At 36.9% G+C, this 22,707-nt stretch carries 18 protein-coding genes; 3 read left to right on the top strand and 15 right to left on the bottom strand.

Annotation, left to right across the window (positions count from 1 at the left end; genetic code table 11):
- The first annotated feature begins 13 nt into the window (after positions 1 to 13).
- On the top strand, positions 14 to 2,581 hold the full coding sequence (gene porW / locus ACM46_RS03630; protein WP_083997328.1) for a type IX secretion system periplasmic lipoprotein PorW/SprE: 2,568 nt from the start codon (positions 14 to 16) through the stop codon (positions 2,579 to 2,581).
- A 14-nt stretch (positions 2,582 to 2,595) separates the two neighbouring features.
- Here porW and tsaB read toward each other — a convergent pair whose 3' ends face one another.
- The 9 genes from tsaB to rpiB form a co-directional block, all read right to left on the bottom strand.
- Positions 2,596 to 3,276, bottom strand: coding sequence for a tRNA (adenosine(37)-N6)-threonylcarbamoyltransferase complex dimerization subunit type 1 TsaB (gene tsaB, locus ACM46_RS03625; RefSeq protein ID WP_048505229.1), 681 nt, complete (start codon positions 3,274 to 3,276; stop codon positions 2,596 to 2,598).
- Between the two features lie 54 nt (positions 3,277 to 3,330).
- The gene (locus ACM46_RS03620) at positions 3,331 to 3,771 is read right to left on the bottom strand and encodes a nuclear transport factor 2 family protein (protein ID WP_048505228.1); all 441 of its coding nucleotides are present in this window, start codon (positions 3,769 to 3,771) and stop codon (positions 3,331 to 3,333) included.
- A 1-nt stretch (position 3,772) separates the two neighbouring features.
- A complete protein-coding gene (locus ACM46_RS03615; RefSeq protein WP_048505227.1) occupies positions 3,773 to 4,522 on the bottom strand; it encodes an SDR family NAD(P)-dependent oxidoreductase in 750 nt (249 codons plus the stop codon).
- 135 nt (positions 4,523 to 4,657) lie between these two features.
- On the bottom strand, positions 4,658 to 5,029 hold the full coding sequence (locus tag ACM46_RS03610) for a YraN family protein (protein WP_048505226.1): 372 nt from the start codon (positions 5,027 to 5,029) through the stop codon (positions 4,658 to 4,660).
- On the bottom strand, positions 5,029 to 5,454 hold the full coding sequence (locus ACM46_RS03605; protein WP_048505225.1) for a hypothetical protein: 426 nt from the start codon (positions 5,452 to 5,454) through the stop codon (positions 5,029 to 5,031). The genes ACM46_RS03610 and ACM46_RS03605 overlap by 1 nt, the downstream gene beginning before the upstream one ends.
- 14 nt (positions 5,455 to 5,468) lie before the next feature.
- Positions 5,469 to 6,398, bottom strand: coding sequence for a S66 peptidase family protein (locus ACM46_RS03600; RefSeq protein WP_048505224.1), 930 nt, complete (start codon positions 6,396 to 6,398; stop codon positions 5,469 to 5,471).
- Positions 6,395 to 7,081, bottom strand: a complete 687-nt coding sequence (locus ACM46_RS03595) for a LysE family translocator (protein ID WP_048505223.1) — start codon at positions 7,079 to 7,081, stop codon at positions 6,395 to 6,397. Before ACM46_RS03595 ends, ACM46_RS03600 begins: the two co-directional genes overlap by 4 nt.
- Before the next feature lie 65 nt (positions 7,082 to 7,146).
- The gene (gene rnr, locus ACM46_RS03590) at positions 7,147 to 9,300 is read right to left on the bottom strand and encodes a ribonuclease R (protein WP_048505222.1); all 2,154 of its coding nucleotides are present in this window, start codon (positions 9,298 to 9,300) and stop codon (positions 7,147 to 7,149) included.
- Between the two features lie 459 nt (positions 9,301 to 9,759).
- Complete coding sequence (rpiB, locus tag ACM46_RS03585) at positions 9,760 to 10,194, bottom strand: ribose 5-phosphate isomerase B (RefSeq protein ID WP_048505221.1); 435 nt, start codon at positions 10,192 to 10,194, stop codon at positions 9,760 to 9,762.
- A gap of 554 nt (positions 10,195 to 10,748) precedes the next feature.
- Between rpiB and ACM46_RS03575 the strand changes: the two genes are divergently transcribed.
- Positions 10,749 to 11,939: a phosphoglycerate kinase gene (locus ACM46_RS03575; RefSeq protein ID WP_048505219.1), complete on the top strand. Its 1,191-nt coding sequence runs from the start codon at positions 10,749 to 10,751 to the stop codon at positions 11,937 to 11,939.
- A 562-nt stretch (positions 11,940 to 12,501) separates the two neighbouring features.
- Here the strand turns inward: ACM46_RS03575 and ACM46_RS03570 are convergent.
- From ACM46_RS03570 to ACM46_RS03545, 6 genes are all read right to left on the bottom strand, one after another.
- The gene (locus tag ACM46_RS03570; protein WP_048505218.1) at positions 12,502 to 13,323 is read right to left on the bottom strand and encodes a class I SAM-dependent methyltransferase; all 822 of its coding nucleotides are present in this window, start codon (positions 13,321 to 13,323) and stop codon (positions 12,502 to 12,504) included.
- A 115-nt stretch (positions 13,324 to 13,438) separates the two neighbouring features.
- Complete coding sequence (gene mnmG / locus ACM46_RS03565) at positions 13,439 to 15,301, bottom strand: tRNA uridine-5-carboxymethylaminomethyl(34) synthesis enzyme MnmG (protein ID WP_048505217.1); 1,863 nt, start codon at positions 15,299 to 15,301, stop codon at positions 13,439 to 13,441.
- 149 nt (positions 15,302 to 15,450) lie between these two features.
- Positions 15,451 to 15,870 (bottom strand): rRNA maturation RNase YbeY, encoded by a 420-nt coding sequence (gene ybeY / locus ACM46_RS03560; RefSeq protein WP_048505216.1) that lies wholly within the window; start codon positions 15,868 to 15,870, stop codon positions 15,451 to 15,453.
- A 4-nt stretch (positions 15,871 to 15,874) separates the two neighbouring features.
- Positions 15,875 to 18,031, bottom strand: coding sequence for a patatin-like phospholipase family protein (locus ACM46_RS03555; RefSeq protein WP_048505215.1), 2,157 nt, complete (start codon positions 18,029 to 18,031; stop codon positions 15,875 to 15,877).
- Positions 18,032 to 18,033: 2 nt separating this feature from the next.
- The gene (locus ACM46_RS03550; protein WP_048505214.1) at positions 18,034 to 20,481 is read right to left on the bottom strand and encodes a bifunctional UDP-N-acetylmuramoyl-tripeptide:D-alanyl-D-alanine ligase/alanine racemase; all 2,448 of its coding nucleotides are present in this window, start codon (positions 20,479 to 20,481) and stop codon (positions 18,034 to 18,036) included.
- 75 nt (positions 20,482 to 20,556) lie between these two features.
- Positions 20,557 to 21,144 (bottom strand): thymidine kinase, encoded by a 588-nt coding sequence (locus ACM46_RS03545; RefSeq protein ID WP_048505213.1) that lies wholly within the window; start codon positions 21,142 to 21,144, stop codon positions 20,557 to 20,559.
- A gap of 61 nt (positions 21,145 to 21,205) precedes the next feature.
- Here ACM46_RS03545 and ACM46_RS03540 point away from each other — a divergent pair, with 61 nt between their 5' ends.
- On the top strand, positions 21,206 to 22,705 hold the full coding sequence (locus ACM46_RS03540; protein WP_048505212.1) for a hypothetical protein: 1,500 nt from the start codon (positions 21,206 to 21,208) through the stop codon (positions 22,703 to 22,705).
- Positions 22,706 to 22,707 lie beyond the last annotated feature (2 nt).

The raw sequence follows: 22,707 nt of genomic DNA, 5'->3' as shown, positions 1-22,707 counted from the left end.
GTTATATTGAATAATGAAAAAGAATATTTTATTCCTTTTAATCATATGTCTCGTTGCTTCCTGTGCTACCAAGACCAAAAAGCCGGAACAGCGTTCAAGATTTTTGAAAGGATTTAACACCTACTATAATACCCTTTTTAATGCTAAAGACGCATTAAACAGTGAATTTACGAGCAGAGACAAAGGACATAAGGATAATTTTTATGCTCCTTATATTCCTATTCTGACCTTTGAAGATCAACCTCTGGGAAGTGATCTGGGACAGTCTGCTGCATTTGCTGAGAATTCCATGAAAATGGCGGAAGTGAACAGACCGTCTTCCGGAAGAGGCGCTCCCGGAATGCCACCGGATATGCCCGGAGCTCAGGGAGGTGTTCCTGACAGACCTGATGATGCCCAGAACAAAGGAGCCACTACTTTAGAAATTGCAGAAGCAAAAGCTCAGAAAGCCATTACAAAATACTCCGTGATCAGAAGCGGTGAAGAAAAGAATAAAAAAATCTTTGATGCCTACATGATCCTGGTACAGTCCAGAATCTATCAGAATAAAGCGGTACAGGCCCTGGATGCCCTGAATTATGTTTTCACCCATATGAAGGACGATAAAAGGCTTCCTCTGGCAAGAATCTATCAGGGTGTGGCTTATGCGAAGATTAAAGATTATCATAAGGCTAATGAGGCTTTTGCCAAACTGAAAGGGGAAGACATCAATAAAAGCTACTCCAAACTATTGAGTATTTATTACTCTGAAGCCCTTCTTGATGCGGGAAAATTACAGGAAGCAGCTACTGAACTGGACAGGGCTTTCGAGCTGAATTCAGACAGAAAACTGAAAAGCAGAATAGCTTATCTGAGAGGACAGGTTTCTGAAAATCTCGGTCAGAATGAAAAGGCCCGTGAAAGCTATACCCAGGCTTATAAATATGCCAATGATTTTGAATTTGAAGTAAAATCCCAAATTGCAATCGCTAAGACTTTCAACGGAAAAGGGGACTACAACGGCGCTAAAAACTATCTGGAAGGCATCAGTAAAAAAGGGACTTACGGTTCCAGAAAAAATGAATTCTACTATGCTTTAGGTTTAATGGCCAATAAAGCAGGAAAGAAAGACGAAGCTCAACAGTTCTTCAAAAAATCTTTATTCGAAAAGGTTTCTGACCCTCAGATAAGAGGACTTACGTATTATGAAATAGGGAAGAGCTACCTTGATAAAAATGACTATATTGGTGCAGGAACCTATTATGATTCAGCTCTTGCGGTGATGACCTATGAGCCTTCAAAGATCCTTTTAAAAGATCAGTCGGAATACATTAAAAAGATTTCCAAAAACTATTATCTGATCAAAAAAAACGATAGTATCCTTTCTTTAGCTAAAATGAGCGATGCGCAAAAAACAGACTTTTTCTCCAAGTACATAGCCAAGCTGAAAGCCAAAGAAGAAAAAGAAGAGCAGGAGAGAATACGTGCAGAAAGAAGCAAAGGTTTTGATACCGGAGACTACAGCGCCAATTCTATATTTGCCAATAATGCCAATTCTTTTGAAGATTTCGGGGTCACTACCAAAGGTTTTTATTTCAGCAATACCGGAACGATGAGTAAAGGAACATCTTCGTTTAAGCAGGTATGGGGCGACCGTGCACTTGCTGATAACTGGCGTTATTCCAAAAAAATGGCGTCTATTGAAGATATGAAAAACGAAGCATTGGGACAGACCTCTGCTCCTAATCCGAGACGTTTTGAACCGACTTATTATATTGAACAAATTCCTACAGATCAGGAAAAGCTTGGGCAACTGAAAAAAGACAGGGACACTGCTTCATTAGGTCTGGGAGTGATGTATCAGAATTATTTTACCAATACTCCTTTAGCTACAAAAACACTGTACGACCTTGTGGATGTAAAACCGGAGGAAAAGGTAATGCTTCAGGCACTTTACGAGATCTTCGCCATGAATTATCTGAAGAATCCTCAGGCTGCTGAAAGAGCAAAACAGATTCTATTGACGGATTATCCTTATACCTCTTACGCAGAATTTGCAAGAAATCCTAAGAATGTTTCTTTTGTAAAATCTTCAGAAGAAGTGGAGAATGAATACAAAAAGGCTTATGCACTTTATGAGTCGGAGAAATTCGGAGAAAGCCGTGACGTCATAGACCAAACGATACAGAAATATCCGAAAGATGCACTAATTCCTAAATTCCATCTGTTAAACGCATTCAATACAGGAAAAACAAGTGGAAAAGAAGTAATGATCCTGCAACTTGAGCAGATTGCACTGAATTATTCCAAAACTCCTGAAGGAATAAGAGCCAAAGAGATGCTGAACTATCTGAAAAGTGAGCTTTCTTTCCAGGCTACCGATAACAAGGGGAATGCTGTTCCTCAACAGCCAGGAGGAGTTCCTGCACAGCCTCAGCAGAATCAAAACAATGCTGCTCCTCAAAATCAGGATAATCAGATGGTTCTGCAGCAATCTATTCCCGGACTTTCCGAAAAATCGGACAAGAAAGAGAAACCTAAGAAACAAAAGGAACAACCGAAAGAAAAAGTTCCGAACGATATTCCTGCCATGCCAAAATAAAAAAAAGCGAAGATTTATTCTTCGCTTTTCTTTTTCTTTACTCCGTGGAAATCTTTGAGATAGAAAGGCTCAAAGTAGGCGATATCTTCAAACTCTTTTTGATCAATCTTTTCTAAGGTCTTTTTGATAAGATACTGTGCAGAAGGATAGATATCGTCCCTGAACTCTGCATCGGGAAGATGAATAATTTCTTTAGCTTTCTTCGCTCCGTCTCCGACAAAAATTACTTTTTTATCTTTAAATTCTTCAAAAGAAGTTTCGTCCAGAATCTTAGCTTCGGTTGAAGATAACTCCTTGCCCGTTTTACCGTCATAAACAGCCGTATAAACCTCCATTCTCCTTGCGTCGATCAAAGGGACTATAAAATCATAGTTCTTGTCTAAAAAGGGCTCTATCATACTTTCCATCGAATTCACAGCAATTAGAGGAATTTTCAGACCGTAACAGAAACCTTTGGCTGATGCAGCCCCGATTCTTAATCCGGTATAGGAACCTGGTCCTTTACCCAGTGAAACGGCTTCAATATCTTTCATCGTAAGACCTGCTCCTTCCAGCGCCCATTCTACATAGGTATGAAGGCTTTCGGATTGTTTATAGTTATCAGAAACTTCTTCACAGACACATAATAACTTTTCATCGTCTGAAACAGCTACTGAACAGTTTTTGGAAGAGGTTTCGAGGTATAGTATTTTCATTTTTTTGTTTTAAACTGATTGGTAAAAGCAAAATTGCTCCAGGTTGATGCAAATTTATGGCTTTATTTCGACACTCTGCCGGCTCCACAATTTCCACACGGCATTCTTTTTTATCCAGATCTCCAGCAAAGCCAGTTTCATTTCAAAATCCTGATTTTTATACGTCCCTGAAACTTTTATTTTCCGTCTGATACTTGCTGTATTTTTATCCCTTTTGAATTCAGAAAGTTCAATTTGCTGGATCTCTTTATAGATCACTTTTTTCGATGAAAAATCTTTTTTGAAGTCTTCAAAGTTCTGTACCCATCCGTTGGAATGTCCAAAAGATACATCAGGACACAAAACATCAATGATCTTTCCATCATTATTCTGTAGATATCTGTCCAATAGCTGAATATTTTCAAACAGTTTTTCATCTTTTTGAAATGCATCGGTTTTTTGTCCCTTCCAAAAGACAAATAAAAAAAGCAGGATAAAAAGTGATATTCTTTTCACCTTATTTTCTGTAAATCGTTCTCGGCTCGCTCTGTGCACTCGGATAGATGGTCATATCCGAAACCATCACATGCTTGGGAGCATTGACGCAATAGGCGATGGCATCCGCAATATCTTCGGCTTTCAAAGCATCATAGCCGGCATATACGGTGGCTGCTCTTTCGCTGTCTCCTTTGAACCTTACCATAGAGAAATCTGTTTCTACGGCACCGGGCTGAATATTGGTAACTTTAATCCCAAATTCTGTGAGTTCAAGGCGCATTCCGTCTGAAATCACATCAACTGCTTTTTTAGTTGCACAATATACAACTCCGTTAGCATAGGTCTGTCTTGCCGCCACTGAACTAATGTTTACAATATGTCCTGAATTACGGGCTTTCATAGAAGGGATGATCATTTTGGAAACATATAAAAGTCCTTTTACATTCCCATCAATCATAGAATCCCAATCATCTGTCTTTCCGGCAGAAAGAGGATCCAAACCGTGTGCGTTTCCTGCATTATTGATTAACACATCAATATTCTTCCATTCTTCGGGAAGGGAATTGATTGCTTTTTCAACTTCCTCAAGATTTCTGACATCAAACTCTAAACTAAATATTTCGGTATTAACCGATAATTCAGCTTTCAGAGATTCCAAAACTTCTTTTCTCCTTCCACAAATAATGATTCTGTTTCCCTGTCCGGCAAGGAGCTCTGCTGTGGATTTTCCTATTCCGGAAGTGGCTCCGGTGATGAGTATTGTTTTCATAATTTCTTTTTTAATGTAACAATGTATCAGTTTATCAATGTAGCAATGTAACAGTCTACCAATGTAACAATAAACATGATCCTGTATTTCAACATTGTTACACTGCTACATTATCAAATTGGTACATTATAATAATCAGTTGGCATCAAATGCTTCAAAAGCATCGGTTATATGTTCAATCGTCAGTTTCTTTTTTTCATCAGGAAGGACAGAAATGATATCAAATCTTACTTCGTTGTTCCGGTTAAATTCTTCAAGATAATGGTTGGCTGCGGAAACAATTGATTTGATTTTCGATTTGGTGACCGCTTCCTGAGGCAGCATAAAGGCATCCGTAGAACGGGCGTTTACTTCCACAATGACAATCAGGTCTTCTTTCTCTGCAATGATATCAATCTCAGCTTTCTGAAACCTGAAATTCCTGATGAGCACTTTATAGCCATTCTTCTGCAGGTATTCAGCTGCAAGGTCTTCTGCTATTTTACCGAAATCATTGTGAGTTGCCATTATTTAAAAGATAATTTATGGTGAGTTGATATCCAAACTTCTTTGTTTTTGCAGTCCCAGTAAAAACGTTTTGAAAAGAAATCAGACTCTTTTTTTTGTGAAGGTCTGAAAAGGGTATCATTCAATCTATAAAAATCAATATTTTCAAGCTTATCAATTGTAAAACCCATTCTATTCTTGAGTTTAAATGTTTTAAGGGCAGGGTCAGCAGCATATTTCTTTCCTTCCCAAATCTTTTCTCTTTCATCATATTGAGAAAGAGTGTATTCAGTATTACAGGGGCAGATTTCCTTGTATTCAATTTTTAAATTCTTATCAAAGAAAATAAAATAGGATAATACAGTAATTAAAAATAGGATATAAAGTGAACTTTTTACAAGATCCGGAGTGATTTTTATGGGCTCAAAATTCTCAATAAGCTTCATTTGAAATCATCCTTTTAAAACTCAATCTTAACCTTATCTCCAACCTTCATCATCACTTTTCCACCAATAATTAAAGGTCTGTTATCCTTAATATGTCCGTTTGGAAATCCGAAAACTGCCGGGAATTTATATTTTGAAATTCTGTCGGAGATTAATTGGTAAGCAAATCCATCGAAACTATCTTCGTATTGTTTATTCTCTTTTTCATCGCCCATATTGGTCATTCCACCGATAATCAATCCTGAAATCTTATTGAAAACTCCGGCCAGTTCCAAACTCATGATCATGCGGTCCAGGGCATAGAAATTTTCTCCGATGTCTTCAATAAATAGAATTTTATCTTTAAAATCAAAAGAATATTGAGTTCCCAAAAGGGCGTAAATCAAGGCTAAATTACCTCCTACCAATTCACCTTCAATATTCCCAGGCTTATTAAATTGATTAGATTGTAAAGCATATTTAGGAGCTTTTCCTTTTAAAATATCAAAGATCCGATCATAGCTTTCATCCGTTACTCCAAAACTGGATGTTTTGATAGTCTGCCCGTGAATCGAAGCAAACCCTTTCTTTAATAAATAGCTTTGAATAACGGTATTATCTGAATACCCGATATACCATTTAGGATTTTCTGTAAAGTTTTTCAGCTTTAAATGCTGAATGAGATGCTGGCATCCGTAGCCTCCTCTTGAAGCCCAGACAGCAGAAATCTCTTTATCATTCAAGGCCCAGTTGATATCTTTAATTCTTTCCTGTTCTGTTCCGGCGTAATTGTATCCGTTTGAAAATTTAGTGTAGAGGTGCTCGCCCAAAACGGGTTCAAATCCTCTGTTCTTAATCATTTCTATTCCCTTTTCCAGCTGTGGAACATCTACGGCTCCTGCGGGGGAAATAACAGCTATTTTGGCCCCTTTTTTAAGGGCTTTCGGAAAGATTATTTTTTTCATTTTGTTTTTTGATACTTGATTTCTTTTTTCTCAGCTTCTTCCAGCTGCCTGTCGAACTGATTGAATTTCTTAAAGCTCTGAAGGAAAATAAAGAAGCTGAAAATGATAAGAATCCCGCCTACGATTCTTCTGATCTGATTGGCGAGTTTCTGGGTAAGTTTATCGTGAAATTGTTTTGCTAAAAATATTTTGGCCAGGTCTATACAGAGATAGGTGCCAATGACAATACCCACATAGAGGATAAAGCTGCTGGTATCAGGGTATTGGTTTCTTACAGAAATTACCGTCACCAGCCAGAAAAGAATAACTCCTACATTTAAAAGATTAAAGAAAAAACCATTGAAAAACGTTTTAAAATAGTTTTGGCCAATGATTCTTTCTTCACCAGGCATGTGCATTTTGGTCTTGGTGACCATCATCACGATTCCGTATACAAAAATAAGTATAGAAGTAATCCTGTAAAATCCGGGATGTTTATCTATTAAAGTCACAATATCCGCACTTGCATAATAGGCAGCAACGATACATAATATATCTGCTGTAATAACTCCAAGATCCAATGCCAGGGCATGTCTGGGTCCTCTGGAAAAGCTGGTTTCAATTAAAAGGAAAAAAATAGGTCCTATAAAAACCAGGCTTAGCATGAATCCTAAGATGATAGCAGAAAGTACGAGTTCAAACATTCAATAGTATTTTAAATGAAAAAAAATTTCATCCCATTAATACAAAGTTAGACTTTATGATTTAATTAATCAACAATCTTGAAGTCCAACTGCTTTTGAATAAGGTTTGCTTTTACCACTTTAATTCGTACTTCATCTCCTAACTGATATTTCTTTCCGGTTCTGTTTCCGTATACCGCATGAGATTTAGCATCATAAGAATAAGAATCGTCTACAAGATCTCTTAATTTAATCAGACCTTCAGCTCCGTTGTCCGGAATTTCTACCCAGAAACCAAATTCTGCAACCCCTGAGATCACTCCCGTAAAGGTTTCCCCAAGATGTTTTTCCATAAACTTCACCTGCATAAACTTAATGGAATCCCTTTCTGCATCCGCAGCCAGTCTTTCCATAGAACTGCAATGTTTGGCTTTTTCTTCCAGCTCTTGCTTGCTTGGAGATTTACCCCCATCAAGATAATGTTGCAAAAGTCGGTGCGCCAAAAGATCCGGATAACGTCGGATAGGAGAGGTAAAGTGGCTGTAGTATTCGAAACCAAGACCGTAGTGACCTATAGGTTCTGTAGAATAAACGGCTTTGCTCATACTTCTCATCGCAAGCGTTTCAATCATATTTTCTTCTCCTTTTCCTTTCACATCGGCGAGAAGTTTATTCAAAGATTCTGCTACCTTTTTGGTATTGTCAAGGTTCATTTTATATCCGAAAGTAGAAACAAAGTCTCTTAATGCTTCCAGTTTTGTAGGGTTCGGATCGTCATGAACTCTGTAAATAAAGGTATTGTTTGTTACGCCTCCTTTCTGGTTCAGTGAAACAAATTCAGATACTTTTTTATTGGCTAAAAGCATGAATTCTTCTATCAGGTGATTGGAATCCTTGCTTATTTTAAAGTAAACTCCGATCGGCGAATTATTTTCATCCAGATTGAATCTTACTTCACTTCTGTCAAATGTAATCGCCCCGTTTTTCACACGCTGATCTCGCATAATTTTAGCGAGTTTATCCAGAGTATTGATTTCTTCTGCAAGATCTCCCTGACCCGTTTCTATACGTTCCTGAGCTTCTTCATAAGTAAATCTTCTGTCGGAATGAATGACCGTTCTTCCAAACCATTGTTTCTGAATCTCGGCATTGTCATTCAGCTGGAAAACGGCTGAAAATGTATATTTATCTTCATTAGGACGAAGGGAGCACACATCGTTACTTAAAACTTCCGGAAGCATCGGAACTACGCGGTCTACAAGATATACCGAAGTCGCTCTGCTGTACGCTTCATCATCCAGAATGGTTCCAGGAATTACATAATGAGATACGTCTGCAATGTGTACACCGATTTCCCAGTTTCCGTTTTCTAATTTTCTTATCGAAAGGGCATCATCAAAATCTTTTGCATCTTTAGGGTCGATGGTGAAGGTACAGATATCACGCATGTCCCAGCGTTTTGCAGCCTCTTCATCGGTGATTCTTCTGTCAATTTTATCGGCATCCATTTCCACTTCCTGAGGGAATTCGTACGGAAGACCATATTCGGCAAGGATAGAGTGGATCTCTGTTTCATGCTCACCTGGAGCACCCAATACCTGGATGATTTCTCCTTCAGGATTCTTATCTCCGGGCTTCCATTCTGTCATTTTCACAACTACTTTGTCTCCGTTTTCGGCTCCTCCGAATTTTGTTTTAGGGATGAAAATATCTGTGTTGATTGTTTTTTTATCACAAACAACAAATCCAAAATCTTTGTGAGCAACCAGCTGGAATGTTCCTACAAACTCGGTTCTTGTTCTTTCCAGAACTTCGAGTACGGAACCTTCCAGTTTCTTCCCTTTGAAATGATAAGTTACAATCAGTACTTTATCACCCTGAAGAGCGTCTTTCACGTTTTTGGAATGGATAAAGATATCATCTTCCATACCTTCCACACTTACGTAAGCATTTCCGGATTGATTAAAATCTATTTTTCCGGTTAATGTTCCGGCAATTTTAAGGTTTACAATGTATTTCCCTTTTTCCACTTCCTTGATCTTTTCAGAACCCTGAAGTTTATGAAGAGCCTGAATCACCTGCTCTCTCTGGCGGGGATTTTTATAATCTATTCCGTCTGCAATCTGCTTATAATTATAAATCTTGGACGAATTAGCATTCATGAAACGCAGGATCAGTCTTCCGATCTCTATGAGTTTCTGTTCGTTTTTATGGCTTATATATTTACCTTTTCTTGGCATTTTAATAGTGTTTAATTGTTATATAATTGTAATAATCCGAATCTGAAATTTCTACAACTCCTGAATTTTTATTTTTAAGAATATCTTGTATTCAACAGGAGTTCTATTTGCTTGTAAGATCTCGGTTGGATCTCAACTATCCATTTCAGAGAATATATTATTACATCTTTTTAAGTCTGCATTTATTATAAACCGCAGAACTTTGACCTTTCTACTTTATGTTTCTTTATTAACCCAACAGCATCAATTTTCCTTCCAATTTTTTTACAATGGAAAATTTAGTTTGTATAAAATTACTACAAATATGGAGAAGAGGGGAGAAAAACCTTCGATTAATATCTTTTAAATAGATAAGGTTCTGTATGGAAATAATAGACTGGTAATTTCTATTATGCATTGCAAAGGTATAAAATAAAAAATAAATAAGGCCTGTAATTTGATTTACAGGCCTTTATATTTTTAGCAAACAGCAATTTTATCAACTCTGTTCTGGTGTCTGCCACCTTCAAAGTCTGTGGAAAGAAATTTCTCTGCAATTTCTATCGCCACTTCTTTAGAGATAAATCTCGCGGGCATTGAGATCATATTGGCATTGTTGTGCTGTCTCGCAAGCACTGCAATCTCCGGCATCCAGCAAAGAGCACATCTTATTTTCTGGTGTTTGTTTGCTGTGATCTGTACTCCGTTTCCGCTTCCGCAGATCAAAATTCCCAGTTCGTTTTCCCCGTTTTCCACAGAAGTTGCAGCAGGGTGTACAAAGTCCGGATAATCCACACTGTCTGTGGAAAACGTGCCAAAATCCTGAACTTCAAATCGTTCTGAAAGATAGTTTTTAACAATCTCCTTGTATTCATAGCCTGCATGGTCTGCAGCAATCGCTATTTTTCTTTTCATAATACCTGTATTAAGTCTTTTTAGATTTTATTTCATGACAAAGGTAAGAATAATAACAAATCCTGTTAGTTAATCGGGAGTAAATTGTGAAAAGGTCTGTGAATAACTGTGGAAAACTTTTTCGAACTTTCTATTTTTAAAGATGAATTTATTTCGTAATGGAAAATAGAATTGAAAATTTTAACCACAACTTTCAAAATGTTTTCTCCACTTAATCCGAAGTTTTTCCATAAAAAAATTACTAATACTGGGTTTGTGGGAAAGTTACTCACATCTGTTAATAAGTCTGTGAAAAGGCACATTTACAAGATATTACAATGTGAATTAAATATGAATTGAATAAAAATTAATTGTTACCAATTATTTTCGTAAAACTTATCCCCGAAACTAACAATACTCAACAACAACTACATTATTCTTTTTTTTAAAGAGAAAAAAATTGTTGATTAATGGGTGATTGGGTTGGGGGAAAGTTTTCCAAAAGTTTTGTTTTGGGAGATCTGTTGAAAAAGTTTAAAAGCTTACATTTGTGAAACGAAAATTCAATGATACTTATGAAAACAATCAATGATTTCAATTTTAAAGACAAGAAGGCTCTGGTAAGAGTGGACTTTAATGTTCCGCAGGACGATCAGCTGAAAGTGACAGACAATACAAGAATCACGGCTGTAAAACCAACGGTTGAAAAAATTCTTAACGACGGAGGTTCTGTGATCCTTATGACGCACCTTGGAAGACCGAAAGGGGAGGTTAAAGATGAATTCTCTCTTAAACATATCGTAGACGAAGTTTCTAGCGTTCTTGGACAGGAAGTGAAGTTTGTGGACGAATGTATCGGAGATAAGGCTGAAAAGGCTGCTTCTGAGCTTCAACCGGGAGAGATCTTATTGTTGGAGAATCTGCGTTTTCACAGTGAAGAAGAAAAAGGTGATGAGGGATTCGCTGAAAAGCTTTCCAAGTTGGGAGATGCTTTCGTAAACGATGCATTCGGGACTGCACACAGAGCACATGCTTCTACAGCTGTAATCGCACAATATTTTAATTCAACTAAATTTTTCGGTTTATTAATGGCTAAGGAACTTCAGGCTATTGATAAAGTTTTAAGAAAAGGGGAAAGACCTGTAACAGCGATACTTGGTGGTTCTAAAGTTTCAACTAAAATTACCATTATAGAAAATATCCTTCCTGCCATCGATAATTTGATCATTGGTGGAGGTATGGCGTTTACTTTTATTAAAGCTTTAGGCGGGAAAATCGGTAACTCGTTAGTAGAAGAGGATAAGCTTCCTTTGGCTCTTGAGATTTTAGGAAAGGCAAAAGAAAACCAGGTAAAGGTATATCTTCCTTCGGATGCTATTATTGCCGAAGCTTTCAACAATGATACGGAGAGAAAAGAAGCAGACATCTATGCAATTCCTGAAGGATGGATGGGACTTGATGCTGGTCACAAATCAAGAGATCAGTTCAATGATGTATTGCTGAATTCAAGAACAATTCTTTGGAACGGTCCGATCGGAGTTTTCGAAATGTCCAACTTTGCGGGAGGAACGGTTGCTCTTGGAGACAGTATTGCCGAGGCTACAAAATTAGGAGCGTTTTCTCTTGTTGGAGGAGGAGATAGTGTTGCTTTTGTAAAACAGTTCGGATACGGTGACAAAGTAAGCTATGTTTCTACCGGTGGTGGAGCAATGCTTGAAAGTCTGGAAGGTTTGGAACTTCCGGGTGTTGCTGCAATCAATAAATAGAATTTAAATTTTTTTTACATAATGGAGACCGTCAGTAATGGCGGTCTTTTTTTATAAAAAATTTTTTCATTTTAATTTCCTCAGAATTTTAAAATTTTGTTCCGGAATTTCAAAAGTTCAAAAATTACTGCCTGATTTTATAATTTGTTAAAAAGATGTGGATATCTGATAATTTTATGAATTTTGATTTTTCATCTTTAGAAAAATCAGATTTCAGAATTTTTTATAATTTCTCTTTTTTCACGTGATTACTTTTTTACTTGATCTCCTTTTTTGTAGAAAACGTGAAATTAAATTTTCTGAGTTTCAAAAGTTTTTGTTAAATGCAATTTTTTTGATGGAGTTGATTTTTTATTTTCAACTGTCTAAAAATTAATAAGGTCTATACTTTTTATTTTACAGATTTTTAAAAGTGGGGTAGGGGAGTTTAAATTTTTTTCAAATTTAGTTTTTGAATTTGAATCAGGATGAAAAAATAAAACCCGGAAATTCTCAGGGTTTTTGTTTTTTTGGTCAAAATTGATGAAAATTGGCCTTCAGAAATGGCTCAAAAATCGATTTTCTATCTTTTTTCGATAATGTATATCAAACTTGAAAATTCGTTTGAAAAAAGTGCCTTTACGTTAGAAATCGTTCCGTAGATGACCGCTTTTAGCCAAAAAAGAGGCGATTTCTTGTATTTTTCGCTCAACATGGAAATGTAAAAGGAGTCCAACACCAAAGGTTTGATTTTTCTCATTTTCCAATCCGGTTTCTTAGAAATTAAATTTTCCATACCATTTTTGGAAAAATGATAAATATGTCGCGGTACATCATAAGCTGCCCAATATTCTTTGTAATGTTTTGCATCATAGGAAGTAGGGTTGGGAACAGCAATAATTAGAAGTCCTTTGTCTTTTAATTTCTCATGAAATATCTTCAGCATTTCATCCTGGTTTTCTACATGCTCGAATACATGCCATAAAGTAATTGCATCTAAGCTATTATCAGGAATAATTTCGATATTGTCAATGATATCCGCTTTAGTAATTTTAGTGGTTGCAGCTTTTCTTGCATCCGCATCGGGTTCGAATCCGAAAGTCTGAAAATCTTCTTCTATATACTTTACAAATTCTCCGGCTCCGCAACCGTAATCCAGAACTTTAGATCCTTTTTTTATTCTGTCTGCAAGAATATTTTTTTTGTATTGCAGATTGAAAGACTGTAGAAATTTATACAGTTTTTCTTTAAAGCTTCCGGAATCCTGGTGGTGGGAAATATAATCTTCGCTTTCATAATATTTCGAAATATTGGATGGGATAGGGGAGGTTTTGAAAACCCCTTTTGTATCTGTTTCTTTTATTTCAAATATTTCCTGTGAAAGAAAATGATCTTTTATTCTCATTGAATTGTTATCTTGATATTTTAAAATTAAGACATTTATGAGTTAAATTCAACGTACATAAATGCCTTAATTTTTGCTTTTAATTGACAAATGTTTCACGTGAAACATTTTTGATTTAACGTCCTAAATACACCAGTAAAACGTTAATATCAGCAGGTGATACCCCACTGATTCTACCAGCCTGGGCGATGGTTTTTGGTTTTACATTAGACATTTTCTGTTTTGCTTCTGAAGAAAGGCTTGAAAGGCTTGTATAATCAAAATCTTCCGGGATTTTTATATTTTCCAGACGGTTGAGTTTAGCTACGTTTTCCTTTTCCTTTTCTATATATCCTTTGTACTTGATATTGATCTCAGCCTGTTCTCTCACTTCATCATCATATTGAGAAGAAAATTCTCTGATAGTATCGATTGTATCCAGCTTATCAAGCGTGATATTTGGTCTGGTAAGGAATTGTGCTGCTCTGTAAGCCTGATCTACAGGATTACTCTCAATAGTTTCCAGAATAGGATTAATGATTCCAGGTTTTAAAGAAGTTTCTCTTAAAAACTCTTCAAGTTCCTGACTCTTAGTTACTTTCGTTTCAACTTTTCTTAATCTGTCTTCTTTAGCAAGGCCTAAATGGTAAGCTTTTTCAGTAAGTCTGATGTCTGCGTTATCCTGTCTTAGCAAAAGTCTGTATTCTGCACGGGAAGTGAACATTCTGTAAGGTTCTTCAGTTCCCTTTGTAATCAAGTCGTCAATAAGTACTCCGATATACGCTTCGTCTCTGTTCAGGATAAAATCTTCTTTGTCGTGTACTTTATTGTGGGCATTGATTCCTGCAATTAATCCCTGTCCGGCAGCTTCTTCATATCCTGTAGTCCCGTTAATTTGACCTGCAAAATATAAATTGTCAATTAATTTTGTTTCTAAAGTATGTTTTAGCTGGGTAGGAGGGAAGTAATCGTATTCAATGGCATAGCCGGGACGGAAAACTTTTACATTTTCAAAGCCCGGAATCTGCTTCATAGCTTTAATCTGTACATCTTCCGGAAGCGAAGAACTGAATCCGTTTACGTAGATTTCAACCGTTTTCCATCCTTCCGGTTCTACGAAAAGCTGGTGTCTTGTTCTTTCTGCAAAACGGTTGATTTTATCTTCTATACTCGGGCAGTATCTTGGTCCCAAACTCTGAATAGTTCCATTAAACATTGGGCTTCTGTCAAAACCTTCTCTTAAAATATCATGTACTGTTTCGTTGGTGTAAACAATATGACAGCTTAATTGCTTTGTCAGTTTAGGCGTATCCATATAGCTGAACTTTTGAGGATTTTCATCTCCTTTCTGTTCTTCCATTTTAGAATAATCAAGACTTCTTCCGTCTACGCGGGGAGGAGTTCCTGTTTTCATTCTTCCTGCTTCGAAACCTAAAGAAACCAATTGTTCTGTAATTCCGAAAGCTCTGGGTTCACCCATTCTTCCACCTCCCAATTGTTTGTCTCCAACATGAATTAATCCGTTAAGAAATGTACCGTTGGTAAGAACAACAGATTTGCCTTTTATTTCAATTCCTAAAGAAGTAACCACTCCGGTTACTTTATTATTTTCAACAATAAGCTGTTTCACCATATCCTGAAAGAAGTCAAGATTGGGTGTATTTTCTAATGCCAATCTCCATTCTTCCGCAAAAAGCATTCTGTCATTTTGCGTTCTTGGAGACCACATCGCTGGGCCCTTGGAAAGGTTCAGCATTTTGAACTGGATGGCAGATTTATCTGCTACAATTCCGGAGTATCCTCCCATAGCATCAATCTCTCTTACGATCTGTCCTTTTGCGATTCCTCCCATTGCAGGGTTGCAGCTCATCTGTCCGATGGTCTGCATATTCATTGTAACAAGCAGGGTCTTCGAACCTAAATTCGCGGCCGCAGCTGCAGCTTCACAACCTGCATGTCCGGCACCTACTACGATTACGTCATATGTATCTGAAATCATTTTTATATTGCTTTTTAAAGCCTTTAATATTACTGTTTTCTATGAATGTTTCACGTGAAACATTTTTAGAGAATGCACTCTAGGTGAGCTTTTATTGTGACTATGTTTGAACACTTTACGGATTATCCTTTAAGTGATTCTTCAATTTGTTAAGAATTTAAATTCCTGAACTTAGCCAGATAAAGATCTTCCATTCTTCGCATCTCTTTCTCTTCTTCTTCCGTCTTATCCTTGTATCCTGAGAGGTGAAGAATGCCATGGGCCAAGACCCTTTTTAATTCTTCTTCATAATCTTTGGATAGAGTAGAAGCGTTGTCTGAAATTCGCTGCAAAGATACAAAAATCTCCCCGCTTATTGTTTTGCCTTTTACATAATCGAAAGTGATGATGTCGGTATAATAATCATGCTGAAGATAGTCCTGATTGATTTTTAAAAGATATTCGTCATCACAGAATATATAGTTGATTTCACCCAGTTTTTTTTCTTCCGAAAGAATAATATCTTCCAGCCATTTTTGATAATCTGTATTGACAGATTCCTGTAAGTTTTCGTAAAAGAATTGTATCATCGTATTAAAACCAGTGTCCTAAAATAACACTGAATATGCCTTTTTGATTGTTTTTAAGTGAGTGGCTAAAATTTACTTTAATCTGCCCGAAAGGAGATTTGTAGCCTGCAGTAAGTCCTAAAGAACTAAAATTTACTTTAACTGCATCCTCAAATTTTATATCATCAGAAAGATTAGCAAAACTAAAATTTCCGCTGATAAAATAGTTTTTGTTGAATTTAAACTGGATATCATTAGAAACCAGTACCACATTGTTTGTATTTAACTGCGCAAAATAGAATCCACCGAAGCTTTTGAAATTAATCAAATTCTGTTCAAAAATTCCACCCAGCCTGTACTGGTAAAATTCAGGAAGCTCATCCCCGATGGTAATACCGCCGTAAAGATTAAGTCGGTAGGTGAACTGTTTCGAAAGCGGAACATTAAGTCTTATATCTGCTTTCACCTGAATGATCCTTTTTTCAACCTCAGATTTCAAAAGATCAATGACCTTACCTTCGGCATTGATATAAATCCCTCTGGAAGGGAAATCTTTGTCATCCTGCGTATCGCTCTTCAGGAATACATAAGGGTTCAGAAAACGCATGTATCTCTCGTGTACACCGTTTATTTCGGCTCCAAAGTAATCGTGGCTTATTCCACCTCCAATTGCAAATTTATCTCTCCAAACGGACTGTATATAGGCCTCGTTTCTGAACCATTCCCATTTGTCAACGATATTATTATCTACATTTTTAAGATCAAAGCTCATCCCTGAAGAGTAGATACCAAATCCTGGAATATAACCGTTGTCTATAAAATAATTCAGATAGTATCTTGGTTTATCTCCTACCACTACATCGAGTGAAAGATTTGAGTTTTTAAATAGGAGACGCTTTCCTGAGTAATTCAGCAGAAGCCCTGTTTTGAAAACTTCGTCATAATGGAGCCCTACTTTTAAGAAATGGCGGGCTTCGTCTTCTGTGACATACAGTTTAAGATAGCTGGCATTATTTTCCGGAATGATATCATAATTGATGAACCGGTAATTATTGGTAGCAACCAGTTTGTCTATTTTTTTGTTGATGCTTCCATAAGTCTGCATAGAGGGGAGACGAAGCCCCATTTTCCCCAGAACGTAGTTTTTACCGTAAATTCTGCCTCCTTCCAATGAAATACTATCGATCTTATACACATTGGAATATATAGGATTTACACGCTCTCTGAGGCGGTCAAAGGACCGTTTCGGAAGCTTATCCAATATTGCAGTATATTTCATGCCTTCCACATATCCGCTGTCCAGAATTTTCTTCTTGTCGTCATAGCTGGTGGCAGTCATTCCTTTAAGGTTCGGCTTGATATTGATGTCCGTGTATTTGTATTGTTTCCGGGTATCTCTTTTGATTCCAAAGTCTATAACCTGATTAAGAATTGAAATAATGTTGTTTAAATCCTCTCTTTTTGATAAATCCTGGTTAAGGTCCACTCCAATGACGATATCGATTCCTTTGTCCTTTAATGGTTTTGAAGGATAATTGACCGTCATTGCCCCGTCTATGTAAATGCTGTCTCCAATTTTTACAGGATCCATAAGAGATGGGAAAGCCGAGCTGGCCATAATAGACTGTACCAGATCTCCCTTTTCGAAAATCTCCATATTTCCGCTTTCCAGATTGGTGGCTACACACATAAAAGGAATGGGTAATTTCGAGAAATCATCAATATTGGAAACATTTTTAAAAAGTTCTTTAAGCAGATAAACATTTCTCTGGCCAGAACTTATAGAAGAGGGAAGGGATATTTTTCCGTTTTTTAAAGGAATGGACAAAAGATATTTATCAACAGATTTGTTGAAGAAAGACGATTCCTGTCTGGATTTGGGATCCATAATCAGAGAATAGAAATCTGTATCCATTACAATTTTCTCTATTTCTTTTCCGGAATAGCCTGAAGCATACAGTCCGCCTACAATGGCTCCCATACTGGTTCCCGATATATAATCTACCTTTACTCCCAATGAATCTAATACTTTCAGTACTCCGACGTGTGAAAATCCTTTAGCTCCGCCACCTGCAAGGGAAAGACCTATTTTGGGATTTTTGGGGATCACCAGATCCTTTTTCACTTGAGAATGGATCATAAGGAGTTGGAATACGAAGAGAAGAATCAGGAGTTTTCTCATAGCTAGTCTTTTATATAAATCCGTTTCACCCGGGGCGAAATGGAGGTTAACACTTCATAGGTAATCGTTTTGCAGTAATCTGCGAATTCTTTTAAACTTGGTTTTGCATTAAAGACGGTAACGGTATCACCTTCTTTAACATTCGGGATCTGGTCTACATTGATCATCATCATATCCATACAGACATTCCCTACAATCGGGGCCAGTATTTTATTTACCCCCACATTTCCTACCTGGTTTCCGATCAGTCTCGGAATTCCGTCGGCATAGCCCACAGGAATTGTAGCGATTTTGGCAGCATGATCCGGCTTGTATCTTCTGCTGTAACCTACAGATTCTCCATTTTCAACGGTTGAAATCTGTGAGATTACAGTTTTAAAACTTACAACAGACTGCAGTTGTTTTTGTATTTCACTGCTTGGTGATTCTCCTAGCATTCCGATCCCGATTCTTACCATATCGTACTGATGTTCCGTATAACTCGTTATTCCGGAAGAATTGAGAATATGTCGGATAGGAGCGTAGCCCAGTTTTTCAATCAGATAACCGGAATTCTTTTCAAAAGTTTCCAGCTGTTTCAAAGTAAATTCTCTTTCTTCAGGTACATCAGAAGAAGACAAATGACTGAACAAGCTCTGAACTTTTACATTTTTTGAGCTTAAAGTTTCGCTTAGAAGATCCAGCTCAAAATCTTTGAAACCAAGACGGTGCATCCCGGTTTCCAGCTTTATGTGAATAGGATATTTTTTATCATATCCGGATTTTTGAACCGCTTCATAGAAAAGTTCCAAAACCCTGAAGCTGTATATTTCAGGCTCAAGATTATATTCAATAATGGTTTCGTAGCTGTGCTGCTCAGGATTCATCACGACAATCGGAGTAGTGATCCCTTTTTTACGGAGTTCTACACCCTCGTCAGCAAAAGCAACACCCAGATAATCAATATGATGGTGTTGTAGGAATTCTGAAATTTCATAACTGCCCAATCCATATGCATTGGCTTTTACCATTGCCATCATTTTTGTTTCCGGCTTCAGTATGGATTTATGATAATTGATGTTATGAAGAATCGCATTCAGATTGATTTCCAGAACCGTATCATGCTTTCTCAGTTCAAGAATATCTTTAAGCTTTTCTATTTCAAACTTTCTCGCTCCTTTGAGAAGGATAATCTGGTTTTCAATTTCCGTAAGATGCTTGCTGTCAATTAATTCCTGAGTGCTAACGAAAGTAGATGTTTTAGATTTAAATAATTCACTAAACTTTGATATTTCATCGCCGATAAGCAGCACAGAATCAAATTTTTGTTCATTCACCAGTTCAGAAACTTCTTCATAAAGTTCTTTTGAATTAGAATTTACCCCAACAATATCCGTTAAGACCAGAGATTTTTTGGTTTTATTATATTCATTCAGAAACTGAAGAGCCGTTTTCAAAGAATCAAGATCCAGATTAAATGAATCGTTGATAATAATATTGTTTTTAATTCCTTCAATAGCTTCCAGACGCATTTCCACAGCTTTTAAAGAATTGATTTTTTCAATAATCTTCTGATTGTCGATATTCAGTTCTTTTAAAACAGTGATAAGAGCCAAAGCATTGGTCAGCGTAGCTTCATCCCTCTGATGAACAGGGAAGGAGATTTCTTCGTCAAAATAAACAACCGTAATCTTTTCATCTTTACTGCTGTTGGATTTAATAAAGACATCATTTTGCTCTGTAAGACCGTAAGAAATTAATTTTTTATTCGAATATAATTCATTGACCTTTTTTGTGACCAAAGAATGATCTCCATTGTAAATAACAACCTCGGAATGCTTAAAAAGCTTTATTTTTTCATCAACCAGCTGCTCTTCAGATTCAAAATTCGCTGCGTGAGCATTTCCGATGTGAGTAAGCAGTCCGATTTGCGGATGAAATATGCTTTCCAGTTTCTCCATTTCATGCGGCTTTGAAATTCCTACTTCAAAAATTCCAAGTTCATGAGAATTGTTAATCTGGAGCAGAGAAAGGGGGAGCCCGATCTGGGAATTAAAACTTTTCGGACTTTTTACTGTAGGGAATTCATTCCATAAACATTGATAAAGCCATTCTTTTAGGATGGTTTTTCCGTTACTTCCTGTAATTCCAATGGATTTAAGATGAGAGTTTTCGAAATGATATCGGGCCAGTTTCTGAAGGAAATCGACCGAATTTTCGACAATGATCCATGTTACATGTTCAAATTGAGGATACTGATGCTCAGAAATAATGACATCAATCCCACGATCCACAGAAGATTCAATGAATTTTTCACCTGAATTTTTATGCGTATTGATGGCGATAAATGCTGTATTCTTCGTTGAATAAATAATTCTGCTGTCAAATGCAATATTTCTGATCACTGAAGTTTTGTCTCCAATGACCTGTGCATTGGTGATCTCTGCAATTTGTTGTGCTGTATAGTTCATTAATACCTCCTTCTGCTTTTTATATAGAAGCCAATTTGCTTGTCTGCAAACAGGCTTATCCGTCTTTTGAATATTTTATTTTCTTTTTAAAAGTACTTCGTCTATGAAAACACGCCGGCTTACCGCTTCGTAGCTTTCTGTTTCGCCGAGTTCCACCAGATTGTTTCCCTGAGAAATCCTCATGGAATAATTGGCCAGATTACCAGTTCTCTTGCAAATAGCATGCACTTTTGTAACGTATTCTGCCGTAGCCATTAAATTCGGCATCGGCCCGAACGGACGTCCCAGGAAATCCATATCAAGACCGGCTATTACAACCCTTATGCCGCTGTTGGCTAGCTGGTTGGCAATATCAACAATGCTTTCATCAAAAAATTGAGCTTCATCTATTCCCACTACATCACAGTTTGAGGCCAGCAGAAGAATTTCATTGGGATTATCTACTGCTGTACTGCGGATTTTATTCTGATTGTGAGAAACTACGTCCTCTTCAGAATATCGTGTATCCAGTCTCGGTTTAAAAATTTCCACGTTCTGCCCCGCCATTTCTGCTCTTCGCAATCTTCGGATCAGTTCCTCGGTTTTTCCCGAAAACATAGAGCCACAAATAACTTCCATCCAACCACTTTGTTTGGAATGATTAATTGTATTTTCTAAAAACATTTGTTAAATTAGCCGTATATTTTTAAGATCAAAAGTAAGCAATTTTAATAAGATTCTTATTATGCAGAACATCCAAGATTTAAAGGAAAAATTTTTTTTTGAATCCAAAAATATCATTGATATTTTGGAGAAAATCAACAACGTAGACGAATTACTTTCTAAGCAGGATCTTGTGGATGAGCTTGCCAACAGAATCTCATTTTTAAGACTGCTGGAAAAAAATATGGAGTATTTTGTGAATGACAATTCTAAGCAAAATACGGAGAACCAGTATGTTTCTTTAAGTTCAGATGAAGATTATGATTCCAGTAATGAAGTAACGGAAGAAGAGGCTATTTTCAATAATGAATTTAACGAGATCGATGAAAACGAAGCTGAAAATTTTACCGCAATATCAGATGATGAAGAGGCGAAATTTAATCATCAGCTCGATGAGATTGTGGAAAATAAATTCCACGAGAACATTGTGAGTTTTGCAGAAGAAAATGATGCAGAAGGCTCATCTGAAAAAATTCAGGAAAACACTCCTCACAACGATGTTACGGAAGAAGAGGCTATTTTCAATAACCAATTGAACGAAATTGATGAAAATGAATCTTTCAATGCCCAGGAAAAAGTCTTCAGTTTTGTGGATGAAGAAAGAATTCTTGCCGATGCAAAACCGGATAACGATGAAGATCTTAATGAAGATTTATTCATCAATGAAACTACGGAAGAAGAAGCCGTTTTCAATAATCAGCTTAATGAAATAGACGAAGATGAAGACAACGTTTCACATGAAACAAAGGCTTCGGATGAGCGTATAAAAGAAGAATCTGATCATAATACTGAAGATCAGACAAAAGAACAGGCAGAAAGAATTCCAAGCATTTTTGATACTGAAATGCTGGAAGACGAAATACTGATTGAGGAAAATGAAGAACAATTCAGTGTAACCAATGTTACGATAGAACAGGGAGAAATGCTTACAGAAACTTCCAATGTGGAAAGTATTCTCAGCGAAATAAAAAACGATTTTCCTTCAGAAGAGAAAGAAGAAACCATACTTGCTGAAGTGCACGACAGAAGGAAGATTGTAGAAATAGACAAACCTGTTTCAGAAAAAGAAAAACATGCTTCTGATGAAAGTTTCGAAGATTTGGAAGCTTATCAGCAGGAGAAAAAAATAAAACTGGCCAATATCAAAGGGCTAAAGGCCGTACAGACTCTTTTTGACGATGATCCTCTTGAGCGGGAAGTACCAAAGGAAAAACCACCGGTACCGGAAGTAAAAGAAGAGCAGGGAAGCATCCTGAAAACAAATATTCCTACCCAATTTATGGAGGCGGATAAAGTGAAACCGGAATTCAGGCTGGATCTGAATGACAGAATTGCTTTTTCAAAAATGCTGTTCGGAGGAAGCCAGTCGGATCTGAATGAAACCGTTTCCCGACTGAACGGATTCAGAAACCTTGAAGAAGCAAAAGAATATCTGAGCGATCTTTATTACGAAAGAAAGTGGAGTAAAGTAGATGAATATGCGCAGAGACTCTGGATATTGGTAGAAAATAAATTCTTATAATT

It is taken from the genome of Chryseobacterium angstadtii (genome assembly GCF_001045465.1).
Taxonomy (GTDB): domain Bacteria; phylum Bacteroidota; class Bacteroidia; order Flavobacteriales; family Weeksellaceae; genus Chryseobacterium; species Chryseobacterium angstadtii.
The sequence above is the reverse complement of the archived record's forward strand: the minus strand, read 5'-3'. Positions and strand labels throughout refer to the sequence as shown.

Coding starts and splice junctions, on each gene's coding strand:
- ACM46_RS03615 (WP_048505227.1), bottom strand. CDS start 4,522: ATGAAAACAATACTCATCACCGGAGCCACTTCCGGAATAGGAAAATCC.
- tsaB (WP_048505229.1), bottom strand. CDS start 3,276: ATGAAAATACTATACCTCGAAACCTCTTCCAAAAACTGTTCAGTAGCT.
- rpiB (WP_048505221.1), bottom strand. CDS start 10,194: ATGAAAAGAAAAATAGCGATTGCTGCAGACCATGCAGGCTATGAATAC.
- rnr (WP_048505222.1), bottom strand. CDS start 9,300: ATGCCAAGAAAAGGTAAATATATAAGCCATAAAAACGAACAGAAACTC.
- ACM46_RS03550 (WP_048505214.1), bottom strand. CDS start 20,481: ATGAACTATACAGCACAACAAATTGCAGAGATCACCAATGCACAGGTC.
- mnmG (WP_048505217.1), bottom strand. CDS start 15,301: ATGATTTCAGATACATATGACGTAATCGTAGTAGGTGCCGGACATGCA.
- ACM46_RS03545 (WP_048505213.1), bottom strand. CDS start 21,144: ATGTTTTTAGAAAATACAATTAATCATTCCAAACAAAGTGGTTGGATG.
- ybeY (WP_048505216.1), bottom strand. CDS start 15,870: ATGATACAATTCTTTTACGAAAACTTACAGGAATCTGTCAATACAGAT.
- ACM46_RS03600 (WP_048505224.1), bottom strand. CDS start 6,398: ATGAAAAAAATAATCTTTCCGAAAGCCCTTAAAAAAGGGGCCAAAATA.
- porW (WP_083997328.1), top strand. CDS start 14: ATGAAAAAGAATATTTTATTCCTTTTAATCATATGTCTCGTTGCTTCC.
- ACM46_RS03570 (WP_048505218.1), bottom strand. CDS start 13,323: ATGAGAATAAAAGATCATTTTCTTTCACAGGAAATATTTGAAATAAAA.
- ACM46_RS03555 (WP_048505215.1), bottom strand. CDS start 18,031: ATGAGAAAACTCCTGATTCTTCTCTTCGTATTCCAACTCCTTATGATC.
- ACM46_RS03605 (WP_048505225.1), bottom strand. CDS start 5,454: ATGAAGCTTATTGAGAATTTTGAGCCCATAAAAATCACTCCGGATCTT.
- ACM46_RS03595 (WP_048505223.1), bottom strand. CDS start 7,081: ATGTTTGAACTCGTACTTTCTGCTATCATCTTAGGATTCATGCTAAGC.
- ACM46_RS03610 (WP_048505226.1), bottom strand. CDS start 5,029: ATGGCAACTCACAATGATTTCGGTAAAATAGCAGAAGACCTTGCAGCT.
- ACM46_RS03575 (WP_048505219.1), top strand. CDS start 10,749: ATGAAAACAATCAATGATTTCAATTTTAAAGACAAGAAGGCTCTGGTA.
- ACM46_RS03540 (WP_048505212.1), top strand. CDS start 21,206: ATGCAGAACATCCAAGATTTAAAGGAAAAATTTTTTTTTGAATCCAAA.